This window comes from Mongoliitalea lutea, from assembly GCF_014652135.1.
GTDB classification, from domain to species: domain Bacteria; phylum Bacteroidota; class Bacteroidia; order Cytophagales; family Cyclobacteriaceae; genus Mongoliitalea; species Mongoliitalea lutea.
Genome location: NZ_BMYF01000023.1, coordinates 26,168 through 41,869 on the forward strand (window position 1 = coordinate 26,168; position 15,702 = coordinate 41,869).

Sequence of the window (15,702 nt, forward strand, 5' to 3'; positions counted from 1 at the left end):
GTTGAACACCAAATGATGAATACCGAACAAGCAACTCCATAGGTGTTCAATGTAAAAAGGTCAATCCCAATTACAGTGGACTAACTAAACAATCCACTCCGGAGGAGTTCAATCCCTTTAGGGTATTAACCCCGAGTCGCAACTCGGGGTAAAATGTAACCAAGCCTGAGGATACCCCCAACTCCGATAGGAGTTGAACTTGGATACACGTTTTCAGCAGGGATAAATTCAACTCCTCCGGAAATAGGCTTCCAATGGAGACCCTTACCTCTTCATCCCCGAGTCATCACTCTGGGCTAACAACCTTTGGTATTAAACTATTTTCGGAGTTAGTTTGATCTATCTTCATTCACCATTCGAAATTTAAATCACATGAACGTGTATGGATAATGCAACCTTCGCTATATTTAAACTCCACCATCAATCGTTTATTATACGAACGCTCAATCTACATTTTCCATTTTAATAACTATTCCAATAGCTTTGGCTTCGGCTCCTCTCAGCCATTGTCTGACACATTCATGCCTAATCACTCAATCAACTATTCACTAGTCACTCTCAAGAAACAAGAAACAAGATGAAATAAGCTAACTTGAAATATGCCCTAACGGCCAAATAATTTAAGAGCGTTAAATATAAGAATTGTTAAAAAAGGATCCCTAGTTTAGGGAAATGTTCTTTTTTTTCATCCTTCCTCCCTCATCCCTCCTCCTTTCTTTACGTCCATTCCTCACAAATCAACTGAAGTTTTGCAAAGGCAGAATCATGCAGATGTAGGCGGACACCATCGAGGCTAAGGTAGCTGTCTTTGCGCTTTTTTCCTTCGAGACTGAGATGAAATAGGTGTTCGCTTGTATCTTCCAACATTGCTGCATAGAGAGAGGTGCTTTTTTCCAATGCCAACAACATTCGATTCACCTTACGAAAGATTTCACCATCAATCATCGCGGGTTCTGAATCGGTAGGTACAGTCAGATAGAAGAGAAATTTGTCAAAATCCATTTTTCGGCCAAAGCGATACACTGTCTCAATATCTTTTTGGTCAAAGAAAATGTTGATACCGCAAACTGCTCGTAAGGCTTCTTTCAATTCCTTGTTAGGATGGAATTGCTCATAGACCTGAAGTGCATGCAGCATCAGGGCCGAACCGAATGTGGATGCTCTTCGAACCAATTTGGAATGCATGCTTCTGACAAAGCGCCAATTCAAATCCCCATTTTCTCCTGCTGCAAGGATACGTTGCATACTTGTGGTAAGGTAGGCACGGATTTTTCGGGGATCGAGCTCCAATCCTTCTGCTGATCGTAACAAAGGAAGGTAAGTCAAACTCTGATTTCTCAAGCTCCACAAGGCTTTCAACCATAAGTCCGAACTTTTGTGAGGGAATTCATTACTTAATAAATACCTCCAATCCGCCATTAAAAAATCTAGTTTATAAAGTAAATCAAAGGTCGGCCAAAAGCTTAATTTGGTTGGAATATGAATGCGGTGATGGGCAGCATTAAGTTTTTTCTCGATTAATAAAGGAGGGATGAAAATCTGCAGATAATCTTTTCGGCAGCTTTCGGTATCTAATTGATTACCTTGGTATAGAGAAGATGTTGCAAATAGACAGACCTCAATCCTTTTTTTACTCGATTTTATCAATTTAAACCAATTGGAATATATTTCTTGAATTATTCCGGTGACCTTGGAAGTAACCTGATTCATGAAATATTCATCATCTGTCATGTAGCGATACATTTCCTCCTCTTCCTGGTCATCAAAGTCTTTTTCCACAAACCAAGATAGCTGGGATAAGGGTGTTTCTCCTGCCTTTACCCGTTCATATGCTTCTTCATCTGCAATGAAATAGCTTGTATGGATACTGTTCTCTGTTTCCTCTAAAGGGAGTTGAAAGGAATAACGGTTTTGGGGATGATAAATGGTATAAAGGTATCGCATGTCAGTTTGATTTTTCCAGCTACAAATTTACTGAATGAATACATGTGGTTTGGGAGAATATAAGCTTGCAATTATGGCTCGCAGAAACCGCGGAATCCACAGAAAAAGAGGTTGTCCACGAATGGCACTAATTACACGAAGGGGGGAGTGCTCGTGGAATCCACGGAAGACGCTGAAAATGAATATGGAAAAATTGGTTGCAAGGCTCCCTTGGGGTTGTCCACAGATTTCTCAGATTGACACAGATGGATTTGCTTCTGCAAATTGGGGCTTGCGGAAGGCGCGGAATCCACAGAAAAGAAGGCTGTCCACGAATGGCACGAATTACACGAAGGGGGGAGTGCTCGTGGAATCCACGGAAGACGCTGAAAATGAATATGGAAAAATTGGTCGCAAGGCTCCCTTGGGGTTGTCCATAGATTTCTCAGATTGACAGAGATGGATTTACTTCTGCAAATTGGGGCTCGCGGAAGGCTCGGAATCCACAGAAAAGAAGGCTGTCCACGAATGGCACTAATTACACGAAGGGGGGAGTTCTCGAAGAATTCACTGAAAACTTGGAAAGAAGAGGGATGTAACCTTTGATATATTCCAGACCTTAAAGGTTTTTGGCTAAGGATAAACACATTTTCACAGATTACTTATCTTTGTTTGAAAGCAAACTAAAATAAAGGCACCAAAGAACAATTGATGTCAAAATATCCAATCGTCTTGGAAAGAAAATGAACACTTCCGAGGGTTTTGTCAGAAGATTTAAAAATCTTTGAAAAAAATTATTTTGAAATACCATGAAGCTATCCATCCGTTTTTTTAATGACCATGAAGTACGGGCTGTTTGGGATGATGAGCACTCTAAATGGTGGTTTAGTGTCTTAGATGTGGTAGGAGTACTGAATGAAGAATCTGATTATACAAAGGTCCGCAACTATTGGAAATATTTAAAAGCCAAATTATAGAAAGAAAATACTCAGTTGGTTAGTGTCACTACCCAACTGAAATTAATTGCGGCAGACGGTAAAAAGTATAAAACCGATATGTTGGACAGCGAAGGAATTATTGAACTATCCAAAAACTTTCCAAACAACAGGGCAACTAAATTTTTGGATTGGTTTCTATATAGCGATACTAGCATTGACGGGCAAAGTAAAAAGAAAGCCTATACGCTATTTGAGAGCAATTTGATTAACGATTTTGAAGTGGGTACTACCAAAGGGCTTCAACAAATTCACGCCTATCTGTTTGGGGGACTGTATGATTTTGCCGGACAAATCAGAGAGAAAAGTATTTCAAAAGGTGGTTATAGCTTTATTTATGCTCAACACTTAAAGAGTGTCTTGAAGCAAATAGATGCTATGCCACAAAGCACCCTGCAAGAGATCATCTCAAAGTATGCTGAAATGAATAAGGCCCATCCCTTTCTGGAGGGCAATGGAAGAAGTACGCGGATTTGGTTGGATATGATGCTGAAAAAGCAGCTTAAGAAATGTGTGGACTGGAGTAAAATCAAAAAAGAAAACTACATGAATGCCATGATCATTAGTACAATTGATAGCAGTGTATTGCTGTATGTGATAGAAGCAGCACTTACCACCAAGATTAATGATAGGGAAATGTTTATGAAGGGGATTGATTATTCTTATTACTACGAGGAATAAAAAGCTCTTGCGGAATCCACAGAAGGCACTGAAAGTCATGTGGAAACTGCGGTCGCATAGCTCCCTTGAGGCTATCCACAGATTTTACAGATTTGCACAGATAGGGATTTATCGCTGTAAAATGAAACAAAAATCGATCATCTGAAATTCAAAATCTACTTTGTCAAACTCGGACATATAGGGGCGTAGCCCTGTGTTCTTTGTAGAAATTGATGGTATGCGGGGAATTAGAGGCGCGTAGCGCTGAAGTCTTGTCCAGCCAGATGATTATTAGACACAGATTGATAATTTGATCTTCACAGATTGACACAGATGGATTTGCTGCCGCAAATTGGGGCTCTCGGAAGGCTCGGAATCCACAGAAAACAAGGCTGTCCACGAATGGCACTAATTACACGAAGGGAGAGCTCTCACGGAATCCACGGAAGACGCTGGAAGTCGTTGGGAAATTAGGTCGCGTAGCTCCCTTGAGGCTGTCTACAGATTTCACAGATTGGCACAGATAGGGATTTATCGCTGTAATATAAATGAAACAAAAATCGATCATCTGAAATTCAAAACCTACTTGGTCAAACCCGGACATAAAGGGGCGTAGCCCTGTGTTCTTTGTAGAAATTGATGGTATGCGGGGAATTAGAGGCGCGTAGCGCTGAGGTCTTGTCCAGCCAGATGATTATTAGATACAGATTGATACAGATGGATTTGCTGCTGCAAATTGGGGCTCGCAGAAGGTACTGAATGTACAGAAAACCCTGAAATAATACCTTATACCTGACCCGTGAGGGTCAGCAGAATAGTAACCATGGGTTATCAAACCCATGGATTGGTAGACCCAGGTACCTCTCATCTGCCCTGTAGGGGCAGTACTATTTGAGGAAGTTGTCCACTAATCACACGAATTTTCACGAAAGTAGGAGTTCTTGAGGAATCTACTGATGAAGCTGAAAAAAGATATCGAAAAAAAATAGTTGCATAGCTACCTTGGGGCTGTCCACAGATTTCTCAAATTGACACAAATGGATTTGCTGCCGCAAATTGGGGCTATCGGAAGGCTCGGAATCCACAGAAAACAAGGCTGTCCACGAATAGCACTAATTACACGAAGGGGAGAGCTCTCACGGAATCCATGGAAGACGCTCAAAATGAATATGGAAAAAATCGACGAATCGCTCCCTTGAGGCTGTCTACAGATTTCACGGATGTCACAGATAGGGGGAGTTCTCGCAGAATACACGGAAGACGCTGAAAATTTTAGGAAAAAATTGGTCGTATAGCTTCTGGATTAATTCTAATTCATAGATAAATATTGATTTGTGGAGACCTTCGAGTTAGTTCTCTCTGTATAGTTTCAAACCCACATAATCTAGGAAAAACCTTGTTTTAAAACTAATCATTTAATTAAATTTCTCCCATGATCAAAAACTACAACATGCTGTTATTACCACCATTTTTCCACCCTCGATAAAAATCCAATATCCTAATATCCAATATCCTAATATCCAATATCACCCAAAAATCCGTTCTCTATCTGTTATTACCGTCAAATCTGCGAGAGCTTTGTAAGCTTGCAATTCTGAAAATTCCATTTTTATCCACTCTACCTTTGTAAAGGTTAATTCAACAGATAATTTAACTATCCTATGGAAAGATTAGAGAAAAAAGCGAGGATAATGGCAGAAATGATTATTCAAACAGCAAAGATTTATCATGAATCAGAGGAATCTGAAAAAGGATTAATGGAAACTTTGGTGGGAGCGGGGATATTCTATTTGCCCAATCATCCAGGTTTGTTCAATAATAAAATAAGTAAAGAGGCTTGGATTCAATTACAAACGAAGCCCGAAAAGTTGAAATTGGTGGCGGAACACGCGATTCCAAGAAAAGTGGCAGGAAGACTTTTGTACACAAAATATTTGCTGCTCTTGCAAGAAAACCCATTGGCCTTGGTTGAACTCTATGAAAAGTATTTTGGTCGGTACAACTTGGTCTTGAAGGAGGAAAATGATCGATTACGCAAGTTTCAAAAAGCCCAAATTTTTGTCTCGGAGGAAGAGGCCTATGCCTTGGCAGGTATTGAATTGGTAGATTTCACCTATGAGGAGTACTTGGAGTTCCAGAAGTTTCAGAGAGACTCGAAGAAAAAGGCTTCCAAAAAAGTAGGCATGGCATAGGTTTACAGCAATCAGCTTATGTTAGAAAAGAAAAAAACACGGCTTGTCAATTCTTTTCTTACTGACGAATAATCAACCAACCTATATACTTTTGTTCGAAAATGCTGCACTTATCCAAAATTTTGTGGAAATGATAAACCATGGACTCAGGTGTAGGAATAAAAGTGTTTGCCGATACTAAAAAAAGTCCTTAGCTTAATGAAGGAAATAAACTCTTTTTCACCCATTATAAATGAAAGTATTTTCTCTTCACCGTATCCGATTTAAGGAATACGTAAAATATTTCATTAAACATACTTTATGCGCAGATTGGCCGCGCGTTAATTGCTTTGTTTTACAAAAAAATAATGAACTATGAATTTTAAAGAATTTCTTAAGGGCTTCCTTCTAAAAAGAGAGTTACAACTACCCGATGGCAGACCATTGTATGAATATAAAATTTCAAATGCCAGGTATAATGCGTTAAAAGTATTGCTTGAACATAATTGGGAGGAAACAGTAGAGTGCTATGCCAGTTTTGTTTTGTATTCTGTTGACTTTTTGAGATCTGAAATCTCAGAAGGGCATCTTAGATGGGATTATATTTTTAATTCCGTAGGAAAAGGAAATTTCAACACTCCTCAGAGAAGAGCTTTGATTGTTGAGCAAGGCTTGAATTACTGGAAAAGGAATGTTTTCCAAGGACAAAATATGGAGTTTCTAGAAACATTAAGATTTGAATCCGGATTACCCAATTCATCTCTTCATGATGGTAATAATTTATCGTCATTGATAAAGTATGCGTTTCAGTTAGTAGAGAGTTACAAACTCACTGAAGAAGAACTTATTCCATTCATAGAGGAAAGGATTGAAAAATACTCAATTCCACAGGTGTTGAGACAGGAGTATTTTTATCAATTGGTCTCAAAGCTTTGTTTTAAGTTTTTAGAATTCAAGCAGAGATTTGATTTGTCTAATCAATCAAATCCAACTGAATATCTCCAATCTCAATTAACTAATTGGAGAGCTGAAATGCCTTTAAAAGTTGAAGGTGAGAGGATGAATGAATTCTTCAACAATATTATATCTGATATTTCCAAGTTGAAGAAAACAGAAAGTTTGGCTTTTGTTTTTGATACGTTACTAAAAGATGATATTTCAGGTTTTACTTTAAATACTTTTCTGAGCCTCCCGAAAGGTATTTATAGTCATGAGGCCTTTGGGTTGAGCGAAGAAGAATTTAACAAGTTGCCAGGATATTTTTGTTTGACTTTAGAGATAGATGGAAAACCTAAACCACTTACTGGTTTTAATAAACAGAATAATGGTAGAATTTCTGCTCGTGGAGCAGATAAAATTTTGTTGCCTCAGGATATCTTTGAAAGAGAATGGGAGTTGACTTTCACCTCTGAAAATATGGAGGTAAGAGTTGAAACAGAATTGGCAAAGTATTCTAAGATAAGCTTTAATGAGCCATTAATCTTTGTCAAAGATATTCTTGAAAACTGGGTTTATAAAGGTTCAGCTCCTTTGAAAATTAAAGAAACCGTCTGCCGCATTGTTTTTGATGAATCTATTTACAAAAGTAAAAGTTCGATTCAAAACTTAGGAAAAACAAGCAAACTGTTATCTGTTTTTCAAACTGTAGTTGATCTTGAACTTATTGAGAAGGAAAGTCAATCCTCACTTTGGATTAAGCTAGCACAAGAAAATGAACACATTAAGGTTCTCGATTTTGCTCAAAAGTTCCTTCCTGAATCAGGTTCATTTGATTATTTAGTAGGAAATAAACACATCTTTTTAGGCATTCCAAAAATCTATCTTTTAAATAGAAAGCTTGGAATTAAGGAATTCTTCACGGGTATTATAGAGGTTTTCTCAATAAATAATCAATGGTCGAGTGTTAATAATGATGTAATAGGAAGTAGAAAGTTTCGATTCAAAGATAAAAATGGAAATGTAATTGGAGTAAAGACGTTGAATATCCTTCCTTCTGATTTTAGAATTATTCTTAATGATAATGCTAAAAGTATCGAATTACTGACGCAGTGTAATTTCCAGGTTTTTGTTACTAAAAATGGTATTTTGACAGATTTAAACTCCTCTGGAAACTCTGTAAAAATTACTATCGATCCTGCTTTTGATGATGCATCGAAGACATTCATTAATTTTGGTATTAGCTTCGAAAAAGGTGAAATAATTGATATTAAAGTTCCTAATCCAAGCTTTACAGAAATTTTTGTCAATGCTGAGGGGAAAGTGGTTGAAAGGTCTTCCTTTTCACTTTCTAGAATTCACGGTTTAAGTATAACCAATAATAATTTCAATGGAGTAGCTACAAAAAAGATCTATAAGCTAAAATTATATGATATTCATGATCAAGATGCTAGTGCATTAGAAATCAGGAAAGAAGTTTGGGTTGATGCTTTTTCTAGCAAAAGACTACCTCTTTATCAATGGACTCAGCAAATAAATCAGCTTTTTGCTTTGACGTCAAATACAAGAGCAAAAGTCCGTATATCTTCAGAGAAACCCCATCATTTCCTTGAAATTTCAAAGTATGATTTTGATCTAGGATATGATGGAATAACAGGGCAATTGTTTATCAATGATTATGATTTACCTCAGGAATTAACTCTATGGGCATTTAGGTTGGACCAAATCTTTAATCCCCAAAATATAGTCACTCTTGAGCTATTACAAGGCCAATGTAATGTTTCCGAAAGTCTTCCAGAAGATGGGATTTGGTTTATCTATTCTAATAAAGAATCAGATATCTCTGTTGTTCCCAAAGTAATTTTAAAGGATCAGAAAGAAGTGTTGATGGATGAAAGACCTATAGAATATCTTTATGAAGCCAGTTATTTAGATTATAATCAACGCATAGATAGGTTTAAGGAGTTTTTTGATAATCATTATTTGAGTTTTGACCATCCAGTATGGAAAGAACTTTATGAATTATATCAGGCAACTGAGGGTCTTCCAATTAGTGCGCTGGATGTTTGGAAGGGATTGGTGAAATCTCCAAAAGGGATGTTAACTTTTCTTTTTAGCCAATACGTTGATGCTTCATTAATTCAAAAGGTGTCAAATGAATTGGGCTTTATTTGGCATTTGGTTTCAGTTTACCGCTGGAAAGAAGCATTTGAATCTTGGAAAACCTCTATACTGAATTCTAATAATTACTCGCAGATTTATGAAATTTTCAAATCTTCGAAACTTAGTTTAATACAAAATCAACTGGGTTTACATAGTTTAGTTGAGCTTTTAAATGAAGATTCTCAATCAATTAACTTAACTCTTCTATCATACCTGTTAAACATAGATGTCAATGGAGGTGAAGGCCGACAAGGTATAAGGGCTAGACATCCAGATGGAGTCTATTGGGCCTCCTATGCTAGAGAATTCATTTTGGATAAATTTAAACAACTACCTAAAGATTTAAAGGATGTTTTTCCTTCTGGCCTGGCTAACTGGCAAAAACCTGTGTTGTATTTACCTGTAATATTGGCTTATCAATCCATGAACAGTAGATTTATTAAAGTTTATGAATTAAGTCCTGAAATTTTATTAGGTATAAAACTAAATATAGATTTTGACCGAGACTACTTTGATGATGTTTATTCAAAAGTTCAAGGCTTCTGTTTCACTCACAATAAAGAAAAAACCACCTAACCATAAGATATGAAAGGCTATTATCACTCCCTCTTTTCTGAAATTTCCCAAAGATCTGTCGATGCTACTTTGGGTGTATTAGGAATTCGAAATCCTCAATTAAGAAAGCATATCAAGGATCAGCTTACAGATGAATTAGGCCAAGGAAACAGAATCCTTGCAGACCCAGTATTTGAGGCGGCATTTCCTTGGGCTGAAGTAAAAGAAACTTTTCAGGATTTGGGAAATAGAAATTTCCTTCATCCTACGTTCGTAGATGCTTTAGATGCTCAACATTCTCATGTGACTTACCACATCGGGCCAGCAAAAGACCTTTCAGGACAAGCATTAAGGAAAAACTGGAGACCAAGGACACACCAATTAAGGTCATGGGAGATTTTGAAGGAACCCAACCCTAAATCTTTGATTGTTACAAGTGGTACCGGTTCTGGTAAAACTGAATGTTTTATGGTGCCGATTATTGATGATTTGGTTAGGCAACATAAAGAAAATAACCAAAAACTGGAAGGTGTTCAGGCGCTATTTATTTATCCATTGAATGCTCTGATAAATAGTCAACGGGAGCGAATTCTATCCTGGACCATGAACTTTGAGGATAAGGTTAGATTTTGTTTATATAATGGCAATACACCTGAGTCTGTTAAGGCCGATTTTGTGAGAAATAGTCCTAAAAATGAGGTATATGATAGAAACACTTTGTGGTCTTCTCCTCCGCCAATTTTGATTACTAATCCAACGATGCTGGAGTATATGCTTATTCGAAGCAAGGACAGGCCTATTCTTAATGCCTCTCAGGGAAAATTAAAATATATTGTTCTGGATGAAGCACATACTTACATTGGTTCTCAAGCTGCTGAATTGGCGCTTTTGATCAGGCGTGTATTAAATGGCTTTGGGGTAGAAGCGGAAAATGTAAGATTTATTGCAACATCTGCTACTATTGGAAGCGATCAAGAGGCAGAAATTGCTTTAAAAAGATATCTGGCAGATATCGCAGGGATAAATGAAGACTCTATAGAAGTAGTTGGTGGAAGTCGAACCATTCCTGCTTTGAATGCTGGGGAGAGCAATAATTTGACTTATGATCAGTTGAATGAGCTTGATATCAATCAAAATATTAACTCATTTTATAACAATGACATGTTAAAGAAGCTGAGATCTTATTTTATAAGTCCTGATGGTCAGCAGGCTAAAGCAAGAAAACTTACACAAATCGCAGAATTGCTCTTCCCAGGCCAATCTGGAGATATAGAGAAACAGAAAGATGTTTTGCGATGGATTGATTTAGCCTCAAGTGATCAGCTTAAAAAAGATGAAATCCATTTTCTTCCTCTAAGAGGTCACTTTTTTCATAAAGTATTGAATGGACTTTGGGCATGTGTGGATAGTAGTTGTAATTGTAAGATTAATACTCCTTTGGCTCATAATTGGCCATTTGGGAAAGTTTACACCCAACAACGGTTGACATGCGAATGTGGGGCACCTGTATTTGAATTGGTTTTTTGTTCAGAATGTAATGAACCGCATTTGCAGGCAGAAATAATTCATGAAAATGGTACCCGTAGGATCTCACAGGTTAGGAAAAATAATTTGGATGAATTTGAATTAAATCAAGAGATTCCCGGAGATGAGGATTTTGATGGAATCACCCCAGTTCAAACTGACCAAATTTTAATTTACCCTAGGTCTATTGATGGGTCAATTGATGATAGAATAAATTGTGATGGAAAGTTAGGAGCTGATCCAACTAATTACCCCATTAGAATACATTTTAGTGATCAGGGTGAAACTTGCTCTAATTGTGTATTTAGCGGTGCTGGTCAACAGGAAGCTATGCGAGGAGCGTATCTTGGCATGCCTTTCTATATATCCAATTTGATTCCTTCTTTGCTTGACCATGTTAAAGATGGGAATAACCCACTCAATCAGCCTTACAGAGGTAGAAGACTATTGACATTTACTGATAGCCGTCAAGGTACAGCAAAAATTGCTATAAAAATTCAACAGGAGTCTGAAAGAATTAGGACAAGAGGTTTGATACTAAAAGCATTATTATTGGAAGATAACACACCACAAATATTAGTCTTAAATCAACAAATACAAACCCTTCAGGCTGTAGATCCTCTTCCGCCAGGGGTTCAAGATATTATTGATAATCTTCAAAACCAAGTTGATCATCTTCAGCTTAAGACGAAAACTTACTTGGAAGAATTACAATTTTTAGTGTTGGCTCAAGACATTTCAGAGCATATAAAAAGGAGTTATTTACAATTAAACCATCAAATAGGTAATAATGTTAATAATGTTACAAATATTCTGCTTATTAGAGAATTTTCAAGAAGGCCGAAAAGGGCCAATTCATTAGAAACACTTGGTCTAGTAGCAACTAATTATCCCAAACTAAATAATGTTATAAATTGTCCAACCGAATTTCAAAACTATGGATTGACAATTAATGATTGGAAAGATTTTTTAAAAGTTGCTTTAGACTTTTTTATCCGCGATGGAATTTATGTTTCAATCCCTCATGATTTAATTAACTGGTTGGGCGGCAAGTATTTGCCTAAATTTCTTATTGCTCCAAACTCACAAGACAATCCTCAAGGAAGATTTAAGCGATGGCCTTCCTATGATGATTCAAGAGGAATCAGGCAACATAGATTAGTTAGAATTTTAGCACATGGGCTCAATATCGATCTTTCTCAAATTACAAATCAAAAAATAGATCACCTAAATTCTATCATGGAACGAGCTTGGAATGCCTTGGTAAATGCTCAGCTCCTAGAACAAATTGACAATGGTTTTCAACTAAATATCAATAATATCTCATTCTGCTTAATGAAGAAGGCATGGCTTTGTCCTATTACTAGAAGGTTTTTAGATACGACCTTTAGGGGATTTACGCCTTACTTGCCAATAAATTCTCAAGTTGGACAATTCCATTGTGGTGAACAAAGAGGAATGCCGCAATATCCAACAATAATTGCCCCTGATGATCTAGTTTATAGAGCTCAAATGAAAGAATGGATTTCCAATAATCAAATTATTAATCAGCTTAAGGAGGAGGGTCTTTGGTCAGAGCAAGCAGATAGAATTTTAATGGGAGGCAATTTTATTCGGGCAGTTGAACATTCAGCTCAAATTAGGCCTCAAAGCAAGTTGCAGCGATATGAAGACGAATTTAAAAAGGGATATATTAATGTATTAAACTGTTCGACAACCATGGAAATGGGAGTGGATATTGGTGGATTATCCATAGTCTGCAATAATAATGTGCCTCCGCATCCTTCCAATTATTTGCAGCGAGCTGGTCGAGCTGGCCGAAGAAGTGAGTCTAGAGCCTTATCAATAACCTTGTGTAAAAATAATCCTCATGACCTTCAAGTGTTTCAAAATCCATTGTGGGCATTTGAAGCACAAATGAAAAAACCGAAGATTACACTATCTAGTGATAGAATTGTAAGAAGGCATCTTCATGCATATCTATTTGGTTGGTTTTTGAATAACAATCTCACTAATTTAGATGGAGTAACGATTACACTGAGAGCCGATTGGTTTTTTGAGTCTAACCCTAGTATCAATGATCAGTTTATTCAATGGTTAGAAAGTCTTTTAATTAATTGCCCTGAAGGTTTACAACATGGCCTGGACTACATAAAAAGGAAAAGTGTTTTAGAGGGTATTCCACTTCATGAAATAATTATCCCAGCTAATGAATTATTGGAAAAGATTCAGGATAAGTGGAAAGAACAGTTAGCCTATTATGAAAGTGAGATTCAAACGATCCCAAATCAGGCAAACCCTACCTATCCACAATTCTTAAGGAGGATTCAAGCTGATATGGCAAATCATAAAAGCACTTATTTGCTATCTATTTTGATTTCAAATGGGTTTCTACCTGGGTATGGATTTCCGACCAATATTTCCACTTTCAATAATTACACATTTTCTGATTTTATTGCTAATCAAGCAGTTCTTGAAGAAAGAGAAGATAATGTTAATCAGATAGCAGGCAAGCCAACTCGAAATATGGCCATAGCTCTGACTGAATACGCTCCTGGAAGTCAGATAGTATTAGACGGAAAAGTATTCACCTCTCGAGGAATTACATTGAATTTCCAAAATCCTAATGATGGGGTTAATAACCATCAAGTTATCCATACTGCATGGAGGTGTTCATCGTGTGGCAAATCAGGTGTTTCTTCTTACGGAAATGCTACTAGATGTACTAACTCATCCTGTCCAAATCCGGCCGATATCGAATTCTTTGAATATTTGGAGCCAGCTGGTTTTGCAACTTCTTTTTATGAATTGCCAACCAATGATATCTCGAGCCAGAATTTTGTTCCTGCCCAGATTCCTTGGGTAAATACACACACTGAAATAAAGCAGTTGATTAATCCATCAATTGGTTTTTATTATTCTGATGAGGAAGGAGAAATCTTCTATCATAATAAAGGTGAACATGGGAATGGATTTGCTCTTTGCTTTAATTGTGGGCACGCCCATTCTTTGAATAGAGATGGTTCAATACCTGTTGGATTTGAAGATCACTGGAAACTAAGAGGAAAAAATGCTGCGCCAGGGAATAATGCAAAATGTAATCCATCTCCTAATCAAATAAGAGCAAACATCTCTTTGGGCTTCACTGATAAAACAGATGTTTTCGAATTGTATTTAAAGCACCAGAATACAGCTGAATATTTTCTGGTGTCCAACGAAAATAATAAAAAGCTTTCTTGGACTTTGGGAGTAGCCTTTAGACATGGTCTGGCAAAGACCCTTGGAATTAATGCAGAGGAACTTGGAGTCACAGTAAAGCAGGTGGTCAACCAGAATTTAACTAATCAACCCATTTATGCAATTTGCTTATATGATACCAATAGTGGAGGTTCTGGTTTTGCAAGCTTGGCTGGGCAACCGGAGATATTTAAATCCATGCTAATATATGGTAAGGAATTGCTAGGTTGTCCAAATTGCGAAAATGCGTGTCAAAACTGTTTGCTACAATTTGATACCAAACAATATGTAGAATACTTGGATAGAAGAGTTGGATTAAGCTATTTAACAAATGACTTAATTAATTCTCTAGGCTTACCCAATGATGAGAAGATTCTTGGTCAAAATTCCCAGTTTTGTCAATTTGATTTCTTCAAAGAATTGAAATTGAGCTTCCACGGCAAAGGAGAAAAGTTACAGCTTTTCATCAAAGGAGATGTTGAGGACTGGGAAATAGCTGAATCCAGTATAAGAAAACATTTGTCAGAACTTGTTGGGCAATTCGGGAAATTTGAAAAATTGGAGCTGTGGTTGGAAACACCTTCTTTTAATAACCTAAGCCCCGACCAAAGAATGGATCTATATTACCTTCTAGCGGCTAATGTCAATATAAAGGTATTTCATTCTGGAAATTTGCACTTAATTGAATATGGAGAAATATTAGCTACTAGCTGGAAAAATAATTCACCAATTTCCTACGCGAGTAAAGAAGAAAAGTCAGTTTTTTTGGATGAAAAATGGGGGGATACTCAAGGCTCAATGCTAATCAAATCCACTGGTTCATCTTTCAATCTTCATGGTGTTGAAGTAAACCCTAATGATTTAATTCCTACAGTTGGAGGAAATTATATTCATATCCAATTAATCCAAGAGCTTAATACAAATCTGAGAGATTTTGGCAAGGCATTTTGGGATTTAGTGATAGAAAGGTTGAATCAGCAAGGATTTCCCTTAACTTATTTTGGTAAATTAAAACTTGTGGATTATTCAGATAGATATCTTCAAAATCCATTTACGGTGATTCTTTTATCAAGAATTATTGATTCAATTCCTTATGAAAAGAAAGATGATTTGGAAATTGAAATCTCCACACTTCTTCTTGGTAAAGACTATTTTTACGGACAAAGAAGTGTTTATGAGGGATGGTTTAAAGAAGAAAAAGATATTCGTGTAGAATTTATCAAAGAGCTTTTGAGGGATTTTCCAAACGTTGAAGTTAATTTAGGAACTAGTAATCGTGACTTACCTCATTCAAGAGAGTTGAATCTTGAATTTGATAGTGGCGTGGTTCTAAACATAAAACTTGACCAAGGAATGGGATATTGGAATTGCAATAAGTATTCTGTTTTTCCTTTTCAAAAGACAATTGATGACCAGATAAAATGGACTCGGCAAAAAATGAATTCTTTACAAGCAATAAATTCAAATATACATCCGACTTACTTCTATCTTGTGGTAAAGTAAATATTGTCTTACTTTCAGCAGAAATAAAGTGAAAT

At 36.7% G+C, this 15,702-nt stretch carries 7 protein-coding genes; 6 read left to right on the plus strand and 1 reads right to left on the minus strand.

Annotated elements, in window-relative coordinates; all coding sequences use genetic code 11:
- Positions 1–717 precede the first annotated feature (717 nt).
- A complete protein-coding gene (locus IE080_RS16320) occupies positions 718–1,944 on the minus strand; it encodes a hypothetical protein (RefSeq protein ID WP_189585126.1) in 1,227 nt (408 codons plus the stop codon).
- Between the two features lie 73 nt (positions 1,945–2,017).
- On the opposite strand from IE080_RS16320, the gene IE080_RS16325 reads away from it, so the two are divergent.
- The 6 genes from IE080_RS16325 (at position 2,018) to IE080_RS16345 (ending at position 15,667) form a co-directional block, all read left to right on the plus strand.
- Positions 2,018–2,377, plus strand: coding sequence for a hypothetical protein (locus tag IE080_RS16325; RefSeq protein WP_189585129.1), 360 nt, complete (start codon positions 2,018–2,020; stop codon positions 2,375–2,377).
- A gap of 355 nt (positions 2,378–2,732) precedes the next feature.
- A complete protein-coding gene (locus IE080_RS19550; protein ID WP_229800688.1) occupies positions 2,733–2,900 on the plus strand; it encodes a BRO-N domain-containing protein in 168 nt (55 codons plus the stop codon).
- 78 nt (positions 2,901–2,978) lie between these two features.
- Entirely contained in the window at positions 2,979–3,599 is a 621-nt protein-coding gene (fic, locus tag IE080_RS16330; RefSeq protein WP_229800690.1) for a protein adenylyltransferase Fic, read from the plus strand.
- A 1,640-nt stretch (positions 3,600–5,239) separates the two neighbouring features.
- Positions 5,240–5,770 carry a hypothetical protein gene (locus IE080_RS16335; protein ID WP_189585132.1) on the plus strand — a complete coding sequence of 177 codons (531 nt, stop codon included), beginning with the start codon at positions 5,240–5,242 and terminating at the stop codon, positions 5,768–5,770.
- A 354-nt stretch (positions 5,771–6,124) separates the two neighbouring features.
- Positions 6,125–9,424: an STY4851/ECs_5259 family protein gene (locus IE080_RS16340; RefSeq protein ID WP_189585135.1), complete on the plus strand. Its 3,300-nt coding sequence runs from the start codon at positions 6,125–6,127 to the stop codon at positions 9,422–9,424.
- A gap of 219 nt (positions 9,425–9,643) precedes the next feature.
- Positions 9,644–15,667 carry a DEAD/DEAH box helicase family protein gene (locus IE080_RS16345; RefSeq protein WP_189585138.1) on the plus strand — a complete coding sequence of 2,008 codons (6,024 nt, stop codon included), beginning with the start codon at positions 9,644–9,646 and terminating at the stop codon, positions 15,665–15,667.
- The last annotated feature ends 35 nt before the right edge of the window (positions 15,668–15,702 follow it).